Raw genomic sequence first — 18,990 nt, forward strand, 5'->3', positions numbered from 1 at the left:
CGAGTTGTTCAAGAAAGGTTTAGATTAAATCCCCAAAAATATGAACAAGTAATTTCGGCAATTTGTGGACTAGTAAGATTCCGACACTATAAGGACTATATCCACCCTCGTAATTTTTTATGTACCTGCGCTAGATACCACATATAATCATCAATTTTGTAATTATCAGCAGCTTTCACTATATACTCCTGAGCTAAATCAAGATTATTCTCGACTTCGTAATATAATCCCAAGTAAAGATGACTGTAGAAATTTCCTTTTATTCCTTCTGATTGACCAACGGTTAAAACATCATCTGGTGTACAATTCCCAGAATAAAAATCATATACGCACTGCATAATACGTCGAGGATCATTTTTTACAGTTAGTAAAGAATTACGTGCCTCTTCAACACCTAATGAACGAGCTATGCAGAGATATCGCCATACTGTTTCTTCTACATCTTGAGCATTCACAGTCAAATCTATTTCAAATTGTTCAGCGCCCTCAGCAAATCTTTCTGCATAATAGTACGATAATCCCCGTTGCCAAAGGTAAGGTTTGATACGGTCATCCAATTGCTCCGCCATGTCAAAATCTTGAATAGATTCATCAATCTTGGCTAGTTGAAAGTTAACCATGCCTCGGCGAATGTAAGCATTGGGATTTTTCGGCTGATTGCGAATGGTTTCGTTCCAGCGCTGGAGTTGATTTTCCAGAGAATTTGAAAAAAACATGAGTTTGATCAGCTATTGAATTGGAATCAGATGCGGTAAATGGTTTAAGGATTGCGATCGCCTACATTACTATAAAAAGCGATCGCATTGGGCACTTACAAGATAAACTCTTAAACTGATACCTTGAAAATAAAAAATCCGCAGAATTACAAATGAGCGATGGCTACGGCGGGCTATGTCTACGCTGGACACTGACAGGAAAGAAAGCACTGATTACAGGTGCTACCAAAGGGATTGGACTAGCTGTTGCCAATGAGTTTTTAGCTCTAGGTGCAGAAGTGACAATTGTGGCACGGAATTCTCAAGATGTTGAACAACAACTAATTATCTGGCAACAATCAGGCTTACCCGCCTATGGGATTACCGCAGATGTTGCAACCCCTGATGGGCGACAAGCTATTTTTGAGCAGATTAGCAAAACCTGGGATAAATTAGACATCCTGGTGAATAATGTGGGAACCAATATTAGCAAAAAATTAGTAGACTACACGGCTGCTGAATATGAGTTCATCATCCAGACAAACCAGATATCAATTTTTGAGATGTGCCGTCTGTTTTACCCTCTGCTGCAAAATGGGGAAAATAGCAGCATTGTAAATATAAGTTCGGTGGCAGGTTTAGTCTCGAACCGTACAGGCGCTCCTTATGGTATGACTAAAGCGGCTATAAATCAATTGACGCGATCGCTATCAGTTGAATGGGCTTCCGATCATATTAGGGTAAATACCGTAGCACCTTGGGCTATTCGCACGCCTCTAACCGAGTCTGTACTCGATAATCAAGATTTTCTCAAATTAGTTCTATCACAAACACCTATGGGAAGGGTTGGTCAACCAGAAGAAGTAGCGGGTTTAGTTGCATTTCTTTGTATGCCTGCGGCATCTTTCATTACTGGACAATGTATCACCGTCGATGGTGGATTTTTGGCTTTCGGTTTTTAAGTCTCAAAGCGAGATTTATCCACGAGGTAGAAGAAACTACTTGCAAAATTCAGTATTCTAGAATCGCTGTCTTAACAAATCAGGAAAAACGCCCGTGGTTCCAATTAGCGATAATAATCCGACCAAAATCACACCTTATGTTACTTATGGACTGATTGCTGCCAACGTCCTCGCTTTTCTTTATGAAGCAAGTCTTCCCCCCCAAGCATTAAATGGGTTTTTACACCTTGCGGCTGTAGTTCCACGAGAACTCAGTTTAAGCTTTGCTGGTATTTCTGTACATCAACCAGTGCCAGAGTGGGCAACTTTGATTACTTCACAATTTTTGCATGGGGGATTGTTGCACTTAGGTGGCAATATGTTGTTTCTCTGGATTTTTGGTAACAACGTTGAAGATAAGTTAGGTCATGCCAAATATTTGCTCTTTTATTTATCTTGCGGTATTTTGGCATCCTTAACTCAGTGGTTCTTCGCTCAAGATTCTAGCATTCCTTCTTTGGGTGCGAGTGGTGCGATCGCAGGCGTCATGGGTGCATACATTCTCCGCTTTCCGAATGCTGAAGTTCTTGGCGTTGTACCTTTAGGATTTTTCTTTCCGACTTTCCGCGTTCCCGCATATTTCTTTTTAGGATTCTGGTTTCTCGAACAAGCCTTTTACGGACTTGCTAGTTTTGAAACACGTACCAACATCGGCATGGAAAGCGGCGGTATTGCCTACTGGGCCCATGCAGGCGGATTTATCTTTGGGGCAATTCTCGGCCCCCTGTTGGGTTTATTTAGCGATAAATCTCTGGAAGAATCTTGGTATAAGTAACTCTTCATGTTATTACCGCGCCCCTCAATCATACTGATTAATTTAATAGGTGAAATTGCCTAGCCTTCGCAACTACTAGCCTTACAAGCTATATTGCAGTTAGTCAATAATTTAGGAAAAACACCTGTGTTTCCCCTCTACGACGAAAATCCGACGCGAATCACCCCGTATTTCACCTACGGGTTAATTGGCATGAATATTTTAGTTTTCCTTCACGAGGTGAGCCTGTCAAATGCACAATTGAGTCAGTTTTTCAATCAATATGCAGTAGTACCTCAAGAACTAACCACTAATTTGGGTGAAGAATGGATAACGTTATTTACGTCGCAATTTTTACACGGTGGTTGGTGGCACTTAATCTCAAATATGGTGTTTCTCTGGGTTTTTGGCAACAATATTGAAGATCGATTGGGTCATTTAAAATATCTGATTTTTTATTTGGCGTGTGGTGCTTTAGCTGCCTTGTGCCAATGGTTTATTGGCATGAATTCTGAGATTCCTTCCTTGGGGGCAAGTGGTGCAATTGCTGGGGTTTTGGGTGCGTACATTATCCGCTTTCCCCATGCTAAAGTCATGACCTTAATATTTTTGGGGATTTTCATCACCACAATCAGAGTTCCAGCACTAGTAATCATTGGACTTTTTGTTGTGCAAAATGTAATATCTGGTCTTGCTACTCTGCAAACAGCGGCTAATATGGCTGTGCAAACTGGTGGAGTTGCCTACTGGGCCCACATCGGTGGTTTTGTTTTTGGAGTAATTCTCGCTCCCCTATTTGGCTTGTTTAGGCGCGACTAAAATATAGCATTTCCTAAAACTCTAATGCCTATCAAACCTCTGCGTATCCTCTGCGCTAACTTTTGCGTCCCTCTGCGTTAAAATCTCCATATTTGGAAACTATTAGTTTTTGTTGGCACTCGCTGAAACTTCTTCAGATTCTTCCACTTCAGATGTAAATGTTGATGATGTTGATGATGGTGCAGCTTGTTCAGGTGCAGAAACGATGATATCAGCACCATTAATAATTGCTCCCAATAACCCTAGTTCAGCTTCCACTAATTGATCAATAGCCTCACCTAGCATGTTTTCTTGTGTATAGTGTGGTCGCGCCACTAGTACGATCCCATCGCTGTAGGGTTGGATTAATAAAGGGTCATTAGATATGCTGAGAGGACTAGTATCTAAAATTACTAAATCGAAACGTTCGCGCACATCCTCCATCAGCCGCCGCATTTCGCTAGATTCAAGGATAGCAGCGGATTGCCGTACAGGGCCGGGGCTGGGGACAATGTATAAATTTTCTACATCAGGCACTAAACGAATACATTCACTCAAGTTAGCGTAATAACGGAGGGGTTCAATAGTGGCTTCAGGATCAGGAATTACATTCAGGGATGTACAACGGGAAGGCGATCGCAAATCTGTTTCGATAATTAAGGTTCTTTTACCAGCGCGGGCTGAAGCTACACCCAAGTTATATGCACTTGTTGTTTTACCCTCTAGGCTACTGGTGCTAGTAACCAATACCACCTTTAAGTTTTTACCACCAATCCGGCGCAGATTACTACGGAATTTCTCATAAAATTCTAAATAAGGAGAATCTTGGGAAAATAACACCGGCACAGCATCTTGATCCAAATCATCAACTGGCATTAAAGGCAATTCTCCCAACACTGCCACTTCCCGTTGCTTGAGACTCTGGCGAATATCCTCTCTGGTTTTGAAAGTCCCTTCCAGCGCTCCCAACAAAAATATCACCCCGCCACCAATCACCAGACCCAAGAAACCACCCACAGCAAGGGTAATAGGCACACTCTTCGGAGGTTTGAGATCGACAGTAACTGTGGGGCGTCTGGCAATACTGAGGCTGCTGGTAGTTTCTGCCTCTGCGGTTTTAGCATCGGTTAATTTCACCTGCATTTGGTCATAGATAGCTTTTTTGAGCGCAACTTCCTGTTCTAAACGCGATCGCTCTAATTGCTTATTGGGTATCAGAGAATACTCTTGCCGTAGTCGCGCTTCTTGTTGGATTTCTTGAGTTAGTTGTTGTTGTAGCGTCTCTCGCTGGGTTTGCAAAGACACCATTTGGTTTGCTAATTGCTGGCGGGCTGGATCTAAGCTGCTTTGGGTGCGAATACCTGCAACACTACCCTGAAGCGGAGCGGCCGTACCATCACCACCTAATACCTCAGAGGCACGTTGTTGCAGCAATTCTTCCGCAGCTTGTTTCTGACGCAGCAACTGAACCATCGTTGGGTGTTCCGGTCGCAAATCTTTTCTGAGCACGGCGATTTGTGACTCACTTTGATAAATTTGCGCTCGCAAGTTACCAATTATGGGATCAGCACTCAAAGCAGAAGAAATATAAGCCTGTCCGACTGTTAAGCCTAACTTATTTTGTAAACTACGAAGTTGCCCATCAACCCCAGAAATAGTTAATTGAATTTGCCGCTGGAGATTTTGGCTGGCAGTAATAGCGCTTAACAAGCTGCCATTTTCCGCTGCTAATATTGCTGTGCGCTCTATGCGATCGTACTGTTCCAACTTCTGTTCAGCAACTTGCAGTTCCCGTTTAGTTTGTGGTGTGCGATCGTTAATCTTTTCAATAATTGCTTGTAATCGCCCAGTATTGATATCACTGCTCAACTTGACCATTGCTTGCATCAATTCCGTCAAGACCTGGATAGCTCGTTTGGCATCACCATCGACATATTTCAATTCCAAGATACTAGATTCTAATTCTCCACTCCTAGGATTTTTTTTAGGTACAGAAAGGACAATACTGGCACCGAGCTTTTGCGGTTTGACACCAACTTTTTCTGCCACTGCTGCAATTATTTGGTTTGAGAGTAAAACTTCCTCATTCAGTTCTTTTCCTTGCTGTTGGATTTCACTACCAGTTGCAGAGAAAGAAACTGGTGGGCCACTATAAGTAAGTGCAGCAGATGCTATATAGCTAGTAGGTGGCTCTGGTTGCATAGCCACCACAGTTGACCCTGCTACAACTAAAGCAAAACTAGCTAGTCCAATCCACTTGTACTTATCAAAAGCAATAAGATAGCGCTTAACAATTGGTGGGGTCATGGCAGGGGCATATAGAATCAGTAATCAGTTGTCAGGTATTTTAGTTATCAGCAGTCAATTTTTATTTGTTATTTTTTCACCATTATCTCCTCCATCTCTCTCACCCCAAATTCTCTGTCCATCTAGCAACAATCAGCAAAAAAGTGAGACTCACTAATTTGAACCACCACCACCGAAGTTGTCAAAAAATCGGAGAAAGGATTGAACATTAAAGAAAGGTTGGGTAATGGTAGTCAGGAAATTAGTAATTCTACCGATGAGGTTCCGACCAACAACAAGAACATCATTATCTTGAAGCGCTACATTTTGGGACGCATCACCGCCCAAAGCTTTTTTAGCATCAAGTTTCTGAGTAACAGCTTTACCTCGTTCAGGATCAAAGCGAACCAGAGCGATATCTCGGAGGTTAGCAGTGTCCAGATTTACTCCTCCCAAAGCATCTACAAATGTACTGCCGTTAGGCAGCGCTTGAATGGAAATACCTCCCGCAGCATAGTTTAAAACCCTGACTCTAATCTGTGGGACAGCCAAGGATGAACGTGCTACCAAATTCCGGTCATAACCGTCATCATTACCAACTTCACGACGGGGTACGAGTATTGCATCTCCGTCTTGTAAGCGTAAATTAGGGATTGAACCACCATTTTGCAGTGCTGCATATAAGTCAATAGTTTGTGAAATTACAGAACCATCCATTAACTTCCGACGTATTTGCACTTGTCGCAGGTCTGCATTCAACGTTGAACCACCAGATATTAGCAAAGCATCAGCAACACGGGGTGTTGTTGAATTAATCGGATAAATTCCTGGTCTAAATATTTCCCCGCTAATGGTAACTTGAACTGGTCGCGTCCCTGCCAAGGATACTACCACGATTGGATCTGGGAAAATGCGACTCAAGCCCAAGCGAATTTTTTCTTGAGCTTCTTCCAAGGTTAAACCCTGTAATGATACCGTTCCCACTTGCGGCACTACAATGTTGCCTTCTGGACTAATTACAGCTTGAAAACCGAAGTCTTGACGCTGCGTTGCTAAAGCTAAAACTATTACTGGATCAACCACATAACGATTTAAACCCAAGCGAATTTTTTCTTGAGCTTCTTGCAAAGTTAAACCTTGTAAGAAAACTGTTCCCAGTAATGGCACCACAATATTACCTTCTGGGTTGATTAAAGCTTGAAAGCTCAAATCTGGAAAGCGCTGAACCGAAACGCTAATTCCATCTCCTATCCCTAAGCGGTATGGGCCAGGAGGACGCTGAAGCACAACGCCAATTATATCTCCTGGGCCCAAGAGGTAGCGGCTAAGTTGGGGAGAAATTTCGTCATTTGCACCTGGAGGTACAAACTCAGTACCTGGAACAGGCGAGGGGGGTTGCCTTGGTGATTGTCCTTGAGGTGGAAAGGGCTGGGCAACAACAAGTTGGATAGGTGTTGTTAAGAAAACTCCTACTTGAAGACTGACACAACACAAGGCGCTGAATCCACGCATATAATAACTGGCATCTATAAACATCGGTGCAGAAAATACTGATATAGAAATTAGTCGCGCCGAGTGGTTATCTTACTCTAAAAATGTCCTAAATGTCTCTTTTATCTACAAGTATTTACTAAGAGAAAGAGAATAATTTTACTAAATTTATTTTCTAACTTCATATTGTTAACATCTTTTAGCTGAGTTTTAGGGTGAACGTAATTATAGAGATACTTTTGATAAAGTTTTGCACAAAGGCATGGATAACGGACTCTACAAAGGGCCTGCCATCAATGCAGCTTGTACTGTTTCCCCAATTGACTGGGCTAAAGACCAAGATGTTTCTACCTCCCCTAAAGGTTCCATTGGAATTAGAATGCTCACACCCACCCAAGGAATGCGTTGCTGACGCCACTGTGCCAATTGATCTGCCAAGAACCAGTGGAAAGGTGATGGATTTCCGCCATCTGGCATAGCGTACCATTGCAAGACAGCGAAGGTTTGCTGTGGTGTGTAGGCACGAAAAAACCTAGCTTTTACTTGAGTTTTGACATTAGATGCCAACTTTGCAGGTGGTTTCACAGTAAATTCAGCAGAACGAGATTGAGCTACATCCCACTTTCCCCAGCGTGATCTTCCCCAGCCGTTAACATCTGTCCATTCCACCTCTGGTTGATCCATAGGCCCATTTTGGGGCAATAAAAGCAGGATTGCCTGGGATTCGGAACCTTCTTTTTTGATTACCTGCAAAGACCATTTATGTTCGCCAATTTGCTGTTCTGCTTGTTCAGTAGTTTGCCAAGCAGGAAGGGCTAACCCAGTCTTGCGGATCTGTCTTAACTCGTTGAGGGTAGTAACAGGGGGCGGCTGTTTCCATTGCCACTGTCCTGTCAGGTATCCGGGAACCCCTCCCATTGCCAGCAGCACTAGCAATAACAAAAGTGCTGCTACTTGACTCAATTGGTTTTCCTTAAAAAACTTGGAGAAGGAAGTCATCAGTAAAATTTGCAATACTTAGGCAAAATTTTACTTTATAAAATAACATTGTGAGTTCAGTAATATTTAGGACTTATGGGGAGCAGGGAATGGGGAGATGAGGGGGCAGGGGGAGAAGAACCAATGCCCCATTCCCCATATCCAGATTCTAACTTTCTGCTTCTTGCTGAGTTTCTAGAGATGCTGAAAAATAGCTATTAATCCAATTCAGTAAGGGCACTAATGACACCAGCATACAAGCAGAGTAGAGATCACCGCCCCAACCGTCATGCAGCCATTTAAAAGCTCCTTCTTGACCTGTGCCATGAAAGAAAGTTAGTAAAGTATTACGAATAATATTGGCTGTAGTACTAACGATCGCAGCAACAGATAAAAACGATATAGTTGTGCGCCGTGAAGACAAAGCATCTGTCCAGTACAGCAGCATTAAGCCGACATAGAGAGTTGTAAACAACATTTTTAGCCCCGCACAATAGGGGGCAACTTCCACAATCCGTCCTCCCACGTAAAGATTTATTTCATCTACGGTTACTTCCATACCAAATTGATTCAGTATGAAGCCTGCTGTGCCAGCGATGAAGCTTTGGAGAGGCAAGGTATAGGGAGCAATGAGATAGGGCAATGCTGTTGGGGTTGCCAAAAATACTAATAGTAGGGGGAATCCTTGCGATCGCAAACCTGATATTCCCTTAAACCACAAGCATAATCCCACCAATATAACGGGCAAGGAAAGGTTAACCCACTCTGTAACACCGCTAAGATAAAAAACTGCCCCTAATAATAAGAAAACAGCGCCCAAAGGATGGATGGTATCTGGCAAACGTTTCCACTTTTTCCGGTTCATCCAGCCCAGATAAGCCGCAAATGGTAGACCAATAATCCCGTGGCTGAAATATTCGTGTTCTGTACTAATATTTTTGTGCAGCCAACCATCCAACCAGTGTAGCAATATAGGAGCATAAAGCAGCAGCAAAACGCCTAATACGGCTAAATTTAACAAGCCTGATGCGTTTATGTTTTTAACCTGTTGCCGGAGTGCCATGATTTTAAGTAATTCAAAAACTTTGGTTATTGGTCATTGGTCATTTGTCATTAGAAAAAGGACAAAGAGCAAATGAGACGTACATTAGGCATGAATTCACTTCAGGCTACCACGCTGCTAAGGTCAGCAGGAGAAGGTTCATCTGCCTGAGAAATTGTTGAGACTGCATGAGCGATCGCTGCTACAACTTCTTTAACTTGGCTACTACTTAAACCAGGATACATCGGTAATGATAATATTTGCTTTGACAACTTCTCTGCTTGGGGAAAATCGCCCAGTTGATAGCCTAAGTTGGTGAATGCTGGCTGGAGATGACAAGGAATCGGGTAATGAATGCCAGTTTGAATTCCCGCCGCTGTGAGTTTTTCCTGGAGTTGCTGGCGTTCTATTGGGCAAGAATCATCAACTTTAATGACATAAAGATGATAAACGTGTCCTGTATCACTTTGGTTTTCCATAGGGATAATGCCAGCAGATGCCAAGGGTGCTAGTTCGTTATCATACTGCTGGGCAATAGTCAGGCGATCGCGATTCCATTGTGGCAAATATGGTAATTTCTGGAGCAAAACTGCTGCTTGTAAAGTATCCAAGCGGCTATTTGTACCTGGTTCAGTATGAAAATACTTTTGCGATGCACCATAATTTCGCAAACGCACCATCTTCTGGGCTACATCTGAATCTCGTGTCAGCAGCATTCCCCCATCCCCAAATGCGCCCAAATTTTTGCTGGGATAGAAACTAAAAGCTGCTGCTATTCCTACTGAACCAGCGTGATATCCGTCTCTTTGGGCGAGGTGTGCTTGGGCTGCATCTTCAAAAACTAATAGTCTGTAGGTATCGGCAAAGTTCACTAGTTCGCATGGTGATACCATCTGACCATAGAGATGTACAGGAATGATTGCTTTAGTCTGAGGCGTAATTGCCTTTGCTGCGGCTTTTAAGTCAATTAAAGCTGTTTGGGGATCGCAATCTACCAGAATTGGCTTGGCACCAGCGCGGATCACCCCAATCAACGTTGCGACAAAAGTATTTGCGGGTAAAATCACTTCATCGCCAGCACCAATATTACACGCTTGCAATCCGAGAGCGATCGCATCTGTTCCTGATGCAACACCAACTCCATATTCTGCCCCAGACACTCTTGCAAATGCGGCTTCAAAATCTGAGAGTGCTTGTCCTAAAATAAAATCTCCCTGTTCCAATACGGATTGGATTGCATCTTGCAATTGGGTTTGAATTGGTTCGTGTTGTAATTTCAGGTCTACAAAAGGAACTCTAATAGTCATTTTATTCATTACCAGTTGTCCTTAAAAATATTTTCTCGTATGCAAAAAATAGAAAAGCCAGCACAATTTTCGGCGTGAAATTGTAATAGGTTTAATCTATTGGATGGAGACTTATATCAACTATCGAGTACGTTATGGGTAATTCAAAACCATAGCTTGTTCAGTTGATCGTCTGAAGTTGCCATCAGACTTCTTTGCAGCCGCCACTCCGACTTCTTTCAAAACTCAAAAAGCTGATAAAATAAGCTTTTAACTAATTTTGTAGCTTGCTTACTCGTAGGGATATGGTTGCTCTATTTATGTCATCCTTTACTAGGATTGTCAGCCCTGGGTGCTAGCTGTCATCAGTAAAACTTGCTACAAATAATCACACTAATATAGCAGTCTTTTTAAGTAAATTTACCTTTAATATACCAATAAAAATTTTCTCTTATATACATAAAGAATGACAGTCCCTTTGTATTCTATCCTTAGCATTAGGTTACCCTGGCTGAATCCAAATCTAACGCAGTCTGATTGCAAAATCTCAAGCAATAAAGACTACACCAGTGGTAAATAAAGAACATTCAGCACCAGTAAATAGTAACTGGTGGATACCACGTTGTCGGCTTAATGGAAGGAATAAAAAATTTTTGCCCCAAATTTGTTTGTCAGAGGCAAAATTAGGGAATGCTTAAAAATAGCAATTGATAACCCAGTAATAGGGCTTATATCAATTACAGTATCGAGAAATTATTAAGGTAGCAGTGGCAATGATAGAGCCTGAAAACAAATTATTTGCCCTAAAGGATGGTTGGGATTCTCATGAATCAAGAGAACAACAACGCCTCAAAGCTTTGTCAGATTTAGGTTTGCGGCAACCAGAAACGATTCCAGTTTTTGAAGAAGCCACACAGACTGCTGCCCACTTTTTGGAAGCACCAATTTCCATATTGGGATTTGTGGATCAAGAACGCCATTGGTTCAAGTCGGCGGTGGGCTTATCTAGGCTGGGATTAATGAATCATTTGGCACAAAGCCGCCAACTGTCACGCCGGGAATCCTTCTGCACTCAGGTAGTAGATAGCTATCAAATATTTGTAATTAATGATACACATAAAATTACAGATCCCGTACTTGCTAGCAGCAAGTTGGTGCAAGATTATGGTATTCGTGCTTACTTAGGAGCGCCACTTATTGATGCTGAGGGACATTGTTTGGGTGCATTGGCGGTGATGGATTTAGTACCGCGCAACTTTACAACCCGAGACATTGAGTTTTTACAAATCATAGCTCGTTGGAGCATGAGTGAATTTGAACGTAACCGACTTTTGCAAGGAAAACTCGAATCAAGCACTCCTAAGAATGCTTCTATATTTTCACTCAATGACGAACGTAACACAGAAATTAAAATCACCGCACCCACTAAAGATAACGACTCTGTTTCTACCAAGCAACTGAAACTAGAACTTTTGGGTCAGCTAACTCAGGAGTTACGCACGCCCTTAACATCTGTACTTGGTATGGCTAGTGTTTTAGGACGTGAGATATATGGGCCTTTGACGACTAAGCAGAGAGAATATTTAGAAATTATCCAACACAGTGGTCGGTACTTACTTTCCCTAGTAAACGAAATTACCGAACTAGGAGCTATGGATGAAAACTCAACTGTGCTAAATCTAGCTCCTGTGGATATCGAAATGCTATGCCAACAAGCTATCAATACCCTAGAAGAAGTAGCGAATCGCCGCGAGCAAGATATTCGCTTGTCTATAGAACCGGGACGCAATCGCATTTGGCCTTTAGATAAAGACAAGGTGCGGCAAATGCTGTATCACCTGGTTTTCAGTGTGATTCAACTTGCGGCTACAGGTAGCATTGTTCGCATTCATGTTTCTTACAAAGAAGATGCGCTCAACATTACTATTTGGGTTTCCCATCCCTGGCTAGGGGACGGCATAACTGAGGTTGATCCTTACTTCCGTCTCAATTCTTTGTCACTGCTGGAACTGACAGGTGAGGTAGCAACTTACAATACTCATGCAGAAAACCAGGAGCAACTAGATAATTTATCAGTGGCAGTAGACAATTCAAAAAAATTGAGTGATCCCCACTCAAATTTCTTTGCTAGTAGTTCAGGTATAAATTTAGCTAAATCACATGGAAGTCTTTCTCGTGAAAGCTTGGGTCTATTATTAAGTTGTCAACTGGCAGAATTGCATGGTGGACACATTTTGATTCAAGGTTCACCAGAATCAGGATATCGTTATGTGCTTTCTTTGCCACTGCAACTGGCAACTCCTTCACAAGCAATTAGCGATGTCTAATCTTGGGGATTGGGGATTGAGGATTGGAGACTGGGAAAGACGTATTTTCTATAGGAGTCCGCTTTGATTTTTGAATTTACTTGCGTCGTGCGGGAAGCGCAGCGCAAGCGCGATAGGCAGACAATAAGCAAACGGTGTTTTTTCAAAAATCAAATATGAGTCCTATATCTATATTTCATTAAATGCGAATTCTCTGCGTGCTTTTGCGCTTACCTATACGTTTAATTTTCAACCCTCAATTCGCCATGATTTTACGTAAAGCTGTACTAAGTACATGAAAGCCTATCTTAACTTTGTATTAGCTGATGGCTAGGAATAAGAGCGCCATCATGCGATGTGCAATCTCCGTTATTACCTTTTTATAGCTATAAGCATTATGATCAATTCCAAGTTCTGCGTCGGCAGGCTAATTGATCTCAATGTTTTTTATGAATTTAGTCTGGCAACGATTTACTTTATCATCTTTACCGCTCAAAGAATATCTTGCTACCAGTTACGTACACCGCTCTCTGGTGGGACTGTTGAGTTCTTGGCGGCAAACCAGCATCTTGCTCCAGTGGGGAGATGCGATCGCAGCGGCTTTACTCAGCTTAATATATGCCCTTGCACCTTTTGCTTCGAGTACATTGGTGGGTTTGTTACTGGTAGCTTGTGCAGGATTTTGGCTGCTGTTGACTTTATCTGATGAAGTAATACCGGCAAATGTCTCGTCAGTCACTCCCATTCACCTGCTGGTATTGCTCTACTGGGGAGTTGCCGCAATTGCAACAGCATTATCACCAGTGAAAAAAGCGGCACTTAGTGATTTGGCAACATTGACCTTGTATTTGCTACTATTTACCCTTTGTGCCAGGGTATTAAGGTCGCCTCGGCTCCGCTCTTGGATTATCATCCTTTACCTGCACGTATCGTTAATTGTCAGTGTATATGGGTTGCGGCAATGGTTTTTTGGAGCCACAGCACTAGCAACTTGGGTTGACCCAGAATCTCCTCTATCTAAGACTACAAGGGTCTACAGTTATTTAGGCAATCCCAACTTATTGGCTGGATACCTCTTACCAGCAGTAATTTTTAGCTTAGTGGCAATTTTTGCATGGCAAAGCTGGTTCAAAAAATCTCTCGCATTAACAATGTTCATTGTTAATACTGCCTGCCTGATCCTCACTTTTAGTCGTGGTGGTTGGATTGGACTAGTAGTAGCAATTTTAGCTGTGATGCCATTGCTAGTTTATTGGAAAAGCTTAGAAATGCCTCCTTTTTGGCGTACTTGGTCGCTGCCGATTGTCTTAGGAGGTTTGATCGGGGTATTAGTGCTAGCAGTGATATTTATACCTGCATTCAACCAGCGAGTCTTCAGTATTTTTGCTGACCGCAAAGATAGCAGTAATAATTTTCGCCTAAATGTGTGGGATGCTGTCTTTGAGATGATTCGCGATCGCCCGATTTTCGGCATTGGCCCCGGACACAACTCTTTTAATAAAGTTTATCCCCTCTACCAACGTCCTCGTTACACTGCTCTGAGTGCCTATTCGATTTTCTTTGAGGTGGCTGTAGAAACTGGCTTTGTTGGTTTAGGCTGCTTTCTCTGGCTAATAATTGTCACATTTAATACGGCATTTCTCCAAATCCGACGACTGCGACAATTTAGAAGTGTAGAGGGATTTTGGTTAATTGGAGCGATCGCTACTTTGTTGGGTATGCTAGCTCACGGCACTGTAGATACTGTCTGGTATCGTCCTGAAGTCAATACCCTCTGGTGGCTCATCGTTGCCTTAATTGCTAGCTACTGGACACCTTTAGCTCAAAACCAGACAAATTCATCTCACTCAGAACCAACGGTAAACTAACATTAGTAAATTGTCAGTTGTTTTCCTGATCACAACTGACAACTCACATTTTTGAATTTTGTAGGCAGATAGCAACTTGCCAAAGGTTATTTTGAGTTGCTTGCACCAATTTTAAAAATTATTCCGAGAGATAGATTCACAAAATCCAGATGCAATAGAGAATTGCCAATCCAAAATCTAAAATCCAAAATGCTATTAGTCTCTATAGGTAGTGGCACTTGGCGCATTAGGGTCGCGATAAGCGGTTGGTTCGTTATCGCGCTTTTTGCCAGCTAAACCAGCTAGACCGAATAGACCAATTAATCCTAGCCAACCCCAATCAAAATCGTTGCGATCAGAAGTTGTCGTTGTTGGAGCAGTATTGACTCCGGGATCATTAGTTGTTTGAGCTTGTGCAGATAGAGTTAAGGGTAAAATTCCCATACTCAAGGTGAGAACGCCAGCGCCAACAGCTTTAATGAAATTACTTTTCATAAGTTGTGAAAATTCCTGATGCCATCCGAAGTTACTCACAACTGTATCGAGTTCCAACCTTAACAAAATCAATCTGTGGCTATAAACTCAGCATTTTCACAACTAACGCTATGGATAGACAACATACTTTGACAGCAATCTATTTCTCCCTCTGGTGTGGTAGTTTGTTTACACTAACCGTTAATAGCTTTTCATTGCCCGTTGAATGTCACGCTGGTCTTGGCGTCGTTTCAAGTCTTCTCGCTTATCGTGGAGCTTTTTACCTTTGCCAAGGGCTATACTCACTTTTACCCAGCCTCGTTTGAGATACATTTTCAAAGGGATTAAAGTTAAACCCTGCTGTTCTACTTTGCCAATTAGCTTACGGAGTTCTTGCCGATGCAAGAGTAGCTTGCGTGTACGCCGTGGCTCATGATTGAAATACTGTCCACTAGCGTTGTAAGGCGAGATATGAATATTGATCAACCATGCTTCGCCATTGCGAAGTAAAGCATAGCCATCTTGAAGATTGACTTTACCCGCACGAATCGACTTCACCTCGGTTCCTGTCAACTCAATTCCAGCTTCGTAAGTTTCTAGAATTTCATACAAATAACGGGCTTGGCGGTTGTCGCTAATAACTTTGTAACCGTCGTTCTTGTCGCTCATTGATAATTTTGTGTGCTTTAAATGTACCTAAAAAGTTATTTGGATTGGCTTGTGAATTATAGGGTGTATCTTAGAACCGCTATAAATTATGAACTGTATATCACTAATTTAGCTTTTCTAAGTTCACAATTAAGAGTTTTTTGGCAATATTGATTAAGTTAATAATTTATACTATGATAAGCATTTACTATGCCTTATTGATGAGTTGTTACAAATTACAAAGCTCTCTATGCCTCTCAAGCAGAGGGAGTCAAAGGTGAGTTACACTTCGCTAACTCATCCTAAAGATTTAAGATTTTCTTTATAAATAAACCCTGAAGGCAGTCATTAGTTGGTAATCCTGTCATAGTATGAAACATAAGAACACTATTATTATCTGTGTTCACTGATGGAGCACGTAGAAGCAAATTTCTGAGTTAAAAAAATGCTAGGGGTGTACTATCCATGCCCTTGACAATCCTTGTAGTGGATGATGATTTGGGCACTCGTCTGTCTGTTAGCGACTATCTTGAACTGTCTGGCTACTCGGTGATCACGGCTAATGACGGTCGAGAGGCTTTAGTTATGGTAGATGACTATCATCCTGATTTGATTGTCACGGATATCGTCATGCCACAGATGAATGGCTATGAACTGGTGCGCCGGGTGCGTCAACAGCCAGTGTTTCGTTTATTGCCTGTAATTTTATTAACGGCACGCACTAAGACTCAGGAAAGAATTATGGGCTACCAGTCAGGATGCGATTTATATTTACCCAAGCCTTTTGAACTGGAAGAGTTAGCAGCAGCAATTCGCAATCTTTTGGAGCGATCGCAAATCATTCAATCAGAGTATCGCTTTTCTCATAAAGAGAGTTTGGGCATTTCCGCCTCAACAAAAGCGGCGGATGCCCATAATTCTCTGTCCACTCAAATTCAGAAATCCCATCTGCACTCATCTCTAACTCATCGAGAACAGGAAGTCCTAGAGTTATTGACTCATGGTCTTTCTAATGCCGAAATGGGTCATCAGCTACACCTGAGTCCTCGAACTGTGGAAAAGTACGTCAGCAGTTTATTGAGAAAAACCTCAACCAGCAACCGAGCGGAATTAGTGCGTTTTGCGATGAAGCATGGTTTGGTGGAATAAAAAGTTAGGAGTTAAAAGTGAGGAATGAGGAATTAAAACTCCTAACTCCTAACTCCTAACTCCTAACTCCTAACCTTTGTGAGCAGACCTTCACAAGCATCAATCAGTAAATCAATAACCTGATTAAATCCCTCTTGACCACCATAATATGGATCTGGAACTTCTTTTAGAGTGTGCCGAGAGCAAAACTCGCACATCAAACGCACTTTATGTTGATATTGCTCAGTTTGATCAAGAGTGAGGATGTTCTCATAATTTTCTTGATCCATCGCCAAAATCAAATCAAAGTCTTGAAAATCTGACTTTTGAAACTGGCGTGCTCGACCACGCAGTTGAATTCCCAACTTTGTAGCAGCCGCAGCACTCATGCGTCTGTCAGGTGGGCTACCAATGTGATAACTAGATGTACCAGCAGAGTCACAGAGGATATCTTCGCTCAAGCCAGCCTGCTCAATTAGATGATTCATGATGTTTTCTGCCGATGGTGATCGGCAGATGTTACCTAAGCAGACAAACAGCAACTTGTAAGGCATAGATATTATTTGTCCTTTGTCAATAGTCATTAGTCCTTTGTCGAATGACTATTGACAAAGGACTAATGACCAATAGACTAAAATCCAGGTAACTCCAACCCACTGGTTAATTCTTCCATACGTTCCCGCATGGTTGCTGTGGACTTGTTGTAGGCTTCTTTCATTGCCACTGTCACGAGATCGGAAAGTACTTCTGCACCTTCCCCTAAAGCATCTGGAGAAATTTCTACCCGCTTGGGTTCTTGGTTTCCACTGACAATTACCTTCACTAGACCACCGCCAGATTCTCCCAGAATCTCCATTTGCTCCAATTCTTCTTGGAGTCGCTTTGCGCCTTCTTGAACTTGCTGTGCTTTCTTAAAAGCTTCGGCCAGTTCCTTCATTTTTCCTAAGCCAAAGCCAAATCCCTGTCCTTTTCCTGTCATAATTATTTGTACGCGTGTGCGTTGAATAACAAATCAAATTCAATTATAGATGCGGTAAGTAATTTGACTCTTTTTTTACCAATAATTAATGCATCCTGGAATAGGAAGTAGGGAGTAGGGAATAGGGTATCATTTATTTCTCCCTCTGCTCCCTTATCCCCACTGCCCACTCCCAATTCTCTGAATTGAAAGTTTCAACAAGCACCTTGAAACTCTCCGAGCATTTTGACTTCTGGCTCTAAATTAATAGACCAACGTTCTTGTACTTGATGTTGGATGTGGCGAATGAGACAGAAAATATCACTAGCTTTCGCCCCACCTCGGTTAACGATAAAATTAGCATGGAGTAATGCTACTTGTGCTCCACCAATTTGGTAGCCTTTCAGACCAGTTTGTTCAATTAACCAGCCAGCACTATAAGGTTTAGGATTGCGGAACACACTACCACAACTGGGGAAGTTGTATGGTTGGGTGCTTAACCGATGCTTTTTGTGTTCTTTGGTGATTGCTACAACTTTTGCTGGGTCTGCACCTGGTGCGAGTTGTAAGGTGGCTTGGGTGACAATGCGATCGCCACCTTGCAATAATGAAGTCCGGTAGCTATAACCTAACTGTTCTGGGGTAAGAGTCTCTAGTGTCCCATCAGGTGAAAGTACCTCGGCACTAACTAACATATCTGCGATACAGCTATTATGTGCCCCTGCGTTCATCACTACGGCACCACCTGCTGTTCCGGGAATACCAACAGCCCACTCCAATCCTTGCCAGCCTAATTCTGCTGCGGCCCATGCCAAGCTGGGAATTGATTCTCCGGCAGCAACGGTTAATTGACCTTTTTCTGGGTCAAAATGGCTGAAGCGGAGATGACGAGTAGCAATGACTAAGCCTGATATACCACCATCGCTGACCAGCAAGTTAGAACCTGCTCCCAGTGTTGTCACCTTTAAATCACGTTCTTTTGCGTATTTAAGACTTGCTTGCAGTGCTTCTAAGTTTCGGGGGGCAACGTACAAATCAGCTGCTCCCCCAACTCTGTAGGAAGTAAATGCTGACAAAGAAGCCTGGGACTTGATCGCACAATCAGTACTGGGTAAGTAAATTACTTCACTGTTCACCGAATTAGCTGTTTGGTGTTTCTTTGTATTCAAAGCAGAAACTGTGCAGACGTTTCCAGCTGCCTGGGAAATGGTCATCTTTACTTTGTTTTGGTAAAAGGTTTTACATTTATTTACCGCAAACATACGGTAATAGAGTTCACAAATGAAACCATTGCTAAA

At 42.3% G+C, this 18,990-nt stretch carries 17 protein-coding genes; 6 read left to right on the forward strand and 11 right to left on the reverse strand.

Annotation, left to right across the window (positions count from 1 at the left end; genetic code table 11):
- Positions 1 to 95: 95 nt before the first annotated feature.
- On the reverse strand, positions 96 to 716 hold the full coding sequence (locus tag ABF638_RS16645; RefSeq protein WP_435023945.1) for a tetratricopeptide repeat protein: 621 nt from the start codon (positions 714 to 716) through the stop codon (positions 96 to 98).
- Between the two features lie 152 nt (positions 717 to 868).
- On the opposite strand from ABF638_RS16645, the gene ABF638_RS16650 reads away from it, so the two are divergent.
- The 3 genes from ABF638_RS16650 (at position 869) to ABF638_RS16660 (ending at position 3,269) form a co-directional block, all read left to right on the forward strand.
- Positions 869 to 1,657, forward strand: a complete 789-nt coding sequence (locus ABF638_RS16650) for an SDR family oxidoreductase (protein WP_435023946.1) — start codon at positions 869 to 871, stop codon at positions 1,655 to 1,657.
- A 94-nt stretch (positions 1,658 to 1,751) separates the two neighbouring features.
- A complete protein-coding gene (locus ABF638_RS16655; RefSeq protein WP_435023948.1) occupies positions 1,752 to 2,471 on the forward strand; it encodes a rhomboid family intramembrane serine protease in 720 nt (239 codons plus the stop codon).
- Between the two features lie 126 nt (positions 2,472 to 2,597).
- Complete coding sequence (locus tag ABF638_RS16660) at positions 2,598 to 3,269, forward strand: rhomboid family intramembrane serine protease (protein ID WP_435024006.1); 672 nt, start codon at positions 2,598 to 2,600, stop codon at positions 3,267 to 3,269.
- A gap of 102 nt (positions 3,270 to 3,371) precedes the next feature.
- Here ABF638_RS16660 and ABF638_RS16665 read toward each other — a convergent pair whose 3' ends face one another.
- The 5 genes from ABF638_RS16665 to ABF638_RS16685 all read right to left on the reverse strand — a co-directional run bounded on the left by ABF638_RS16665 (position 3,372) and on the right by ABF638_RS16685 (position 10,361).
- Entirely contained in the window at positions 3,372 to 5,555 is a 2,184-nt protein-coding gene (locus tag ABF638_RS16665) for a GumC family protein (RefSeq protein ID WP_435023950.1), read from the reverse strand.
- 153 nt (positions 5,556 to 5,708) lie between these two features.
- Complete coding sequence (locus ABF638_RS16670) at positions 5,709 to 7,046, reverse strand: polysaccharide biosynthesis/export family protein (RefSeq protein ID WP_435023951.1); 1,338 nt, start codon at positions 7,044 to 7,046, stop codon at positions 5,709 to 5,711.
- A 255-nt stretch (positions 7,047 to 7,301) separates the two neighbouring features.
- Positions 7,302 to 8,024, reverse strand: coding sequence for a cyanoexosortase B system-associated protein (locus ABF638_RS16675; protein WP_435023953.1), 723 nt, complete (start codon positions 8,022 to 8,024; stop codon positions 7,302 to 7,304).
- Between the two features lie 148 nt (positions 8,025 to 8,172).
- A complete protein-coding gene (crtB, locus tag ABF638_RS16680) occupies positions 8,173 to 9,066 on the reverse strand; it encodes a cyanoexosortase B (protein ID WP_181928079.1) in 894 nt (297 codons plus the stop codon).
- Between the two features lie 101 nt (positions 9,067 to 9,167).
- A complete protein-coding gene (locus ABF638_RS16685) occupies positions 9,168 to 10,361 on the reverse strand; it encodes a DegT/DnrJ/EryC1/StrS family aminotransferase (RefSeq protein ID WP_435023955.1) in 1,194 nt (397 codons plus the stop codon).
- A 743-nt stretch (positions 10,362 to 11,104) separates the two neighbouring features.
- Between ABF638_RS16685 and ABF638_RS16690 the strand changes: the two genes are divergently transcribed.
- On the forward strand, positions 11,105 to 12,658 hold the full coding sequence (locus ABF638_RS16690) for a GAF domain-containing sensor histidine kinase (RefSeq protein WP_435023956.1): 1,554 nt from the start codon (positions 11,105 to 11,107) through the stop codon (positions 12,656 to 12,658).
- 428 nt (positions 12,659 to 13,086) lie between these two features.
- Positions 13,087 to 14,505, forward strand: coding sequence for an IctB family putative bicarbonate transporter (locus ABF638_RS16695; RefSeq protein ID WP_435023958.1), 1,419 nt, complete (start codon positions 13,087 to 13,089; stop codon positions 14,503 to 14,505).
- A gap of 195 nt (positions 14,506 to 14,700) precedes the next feature.
- On the opposite strand, the gene ABF638_RS16700 is transcribed toward ABF638_RS16695, so the two are convergent.
- Both ABF638_RS16700 and smpB read right to left on the reverse strand, forming a co-directional pair.
- On the reverse strand, positions 14,701 to 14,979 hold the full coding sequence (locus ABF638_RS16700) for a WGxxGxxG family protein (protein WP_435023959.1): 279 nt from the start codon (positions 14,977 to 14,979) through the stop codon (positions 14,701 to 14,703).
- Between the two features lie 180 nt (positions 14,980 to 15,159).
- Positions 15,160 to 15,627 (reverse strand): SsrA-binding protein SmpB, encoded by a 468-nt coding sequence (smpB, locus tag ABF638_RS16705; protein ID WP_069070417.1) that lies wholly within the window; start codon positions 15,625 to 15,627, stop codon positions 15,160 to 15,162.
- A 444-nt stretch (positions 15,628 to 16,071) separates the two neighbouring features.
- Between smpB and ABF638_RS16710 the strand changes: the two genes are divergently transcribed.
- Positions 16,072 to 16,755 carry a response regulator transcription factor gene (locus tag ABF638_RS16710; protein WP_435023961.1) on the forward strand — a complete coding sequence of 228 codons (684 nt, stop codon included), beginning with the start codon at positions 16,072 to 16,074 and terminating at the stop codon, positions 16,753 to 16,755.
- A 62-nt stretch (positions 16,756 to 16,817) separates the two neighbouring features.
- On the opposite strand, the gene ABF638_RS16715 is transcribed toward ABF638_RS16710, so the two are convergent.
- The 3 genes from ABF638_RS16715 to murB all read right to left on the reverse strand — a co-directional run bounded on the left by ABF638_RS16715 (position 16,818) and on the right by murB (position 18,906).
- Positions 16,818 to 17,288 carry a low molecular weight protein-tyrosine-phosphatase gene (locus ABF638_RS16715; RefSeq protein ID WP_435024007.1) on the reverse strand — a complete coding sequence of 157 codons (471 nt, stop codon included), beginning with the start codon at positions 17,286 to 17,288 and terminating at the stop codon, positions 16,818 to 16,820.
- 77 nt (positions 17,289 to 17,365) lie between these two features.
- Positions 17,366 to 17,713 (reverse strand): YbaB/EbfC family nucleoid-associated protein, encoded by a 348-nt coding sequence (locus ABF638_RS16720; RefSeq protein ID WP_069070420.1) that lies wholly within the window; start codon positions 17,711 to 17,713, stop codon positions 17,366 to 17,368.
- A 194-nt stretch (positions 17,714 to 17,907) separates the two neighbouring features.
- Positions 17,908 to 18,906 carry a UDP-N-acetylmuramate dehydrogenase gene (gene murB / locus ABF638_RS16725; RefSeq protein WP_435023963.1) on the reverse strand — a complete coding sequence of 333 codons (999 nt, stop codon included), beginning with the start codon at positions 18,904 to 18,906 and terminating at the stop codon, positions 17,908 to 17,910.
- Positions 18,907 to 18,990: the final 84 nt, after the last annotated feature.

This window comes from Nostoc sp. CALU 1950, assembly GCF_051172895.1.
Classification (GTDB): Bacteria; Cyanobacteriota; Cyanobacteriia; order Cyanobacteriales; family Nostocaceae; genus Nostoc; species Nostoc edaphicum_A.

Coding starts and splice junctions, on each gene's coding strand:
- murB (WP_435023963.1), bottom strand. CDS start 18,906: ATGACCATTTCCCAGGCAGCTGGAAACGTCTGCACAGTTTCTGCTTTG.
- ABF638_RS16650 (WP_435023946.1), top strand. CDS start 869: ATGAGCGATGGCTACGGCGGGCTATGTCTACGCTGGACACTGACAGGA.
- ABF638_RS16685 (WP_435023955.1), bottom strand. CDS start 10,361: ATGAATAAAATGACTATTAGAGTTCCTTTTGTAGACCTGAAATTACAA.
- ABF638_RS16710 (WP_435023961.1), top strand. CDS start 16,072: ATGCCCTTGACAATCCTTGTAGTGGATGATGATTTGGGCACTCGTCTG.
- ABF638_RS16720 (WP_069070420.1), bottom strand. CDS start 17,713: ATGACAGGAAAAGGACAGGGATTTGGCTTTGGCTTAGGAAAAATGAAG.
- ABF638_RS16695 (WP_435023958.1), top strand. CDS start 13,087: ATGAATTTAGTCTGGCAACGATTTACTTTATCATCTTTACCGCTCAAA.
- ABF638_RS16665 (WP_435023950.1), bottom strand. CDS start 5,555: ATGACCCCACCAATTGTTAAGCGCTATCTTATTGCTTTTGATAAGTAC.
- ABF638_RS16700 (WP_435023959.1), bottom strand. CDS start 14,979: ATGAAAAGTAATTTCATTAAAGCTGTTGGCGCTGGCGTTCTCACCTTG.
- smpB (WP_069070417.1), bottom strand. CDS start 15,627: ATGAGCGACAAGAACGACGGTTACAAAGTTATTAGCGACAACCGCCAA.
- crtB (WP_181928079.1), bottom strand. CDS start 9,066: ATGGCACTCCGGCAACAGGTTAAAAACATAAACGCATCAGGCTTGTTA.
- ABF638_RS16645 (WP_435023945.1), bottom strand. CDS start 716: ATGTTTTTTTCAAATTCTCTGGAAAATCAACTCCAGCGCTGGAACGAA.
- ABF638_RS16715 (WP_435024007.1), bottom strand. CDS start 17,288: ATGCCTTACAAGTTGCTGTTTGTCTGCTTAGGTAACATCTGCCGATCA.
- ABF638_RS16670 (WP_435023951.1), bottom strand. CDS start 7,046: ATGCGTGGATTCAGCGCCTTGTGTTGTGTCAGTCTTCAAGTAGGAGTT.
- ABF638_RS16690 (WP_435023956.1), top strand. CDS start 11,105: ATGATAGAGCCTGAAAACAAATTATTTGCCCTAAAGGATGGTTGGGAT.
- ABF638_RS16675 (WP_435023953.1), bottom strand. CDS start 8,024: ATGACTTCCTTCTCCAAGTTTTTTAAGGAAAACCAATTGAGTCAAGTA.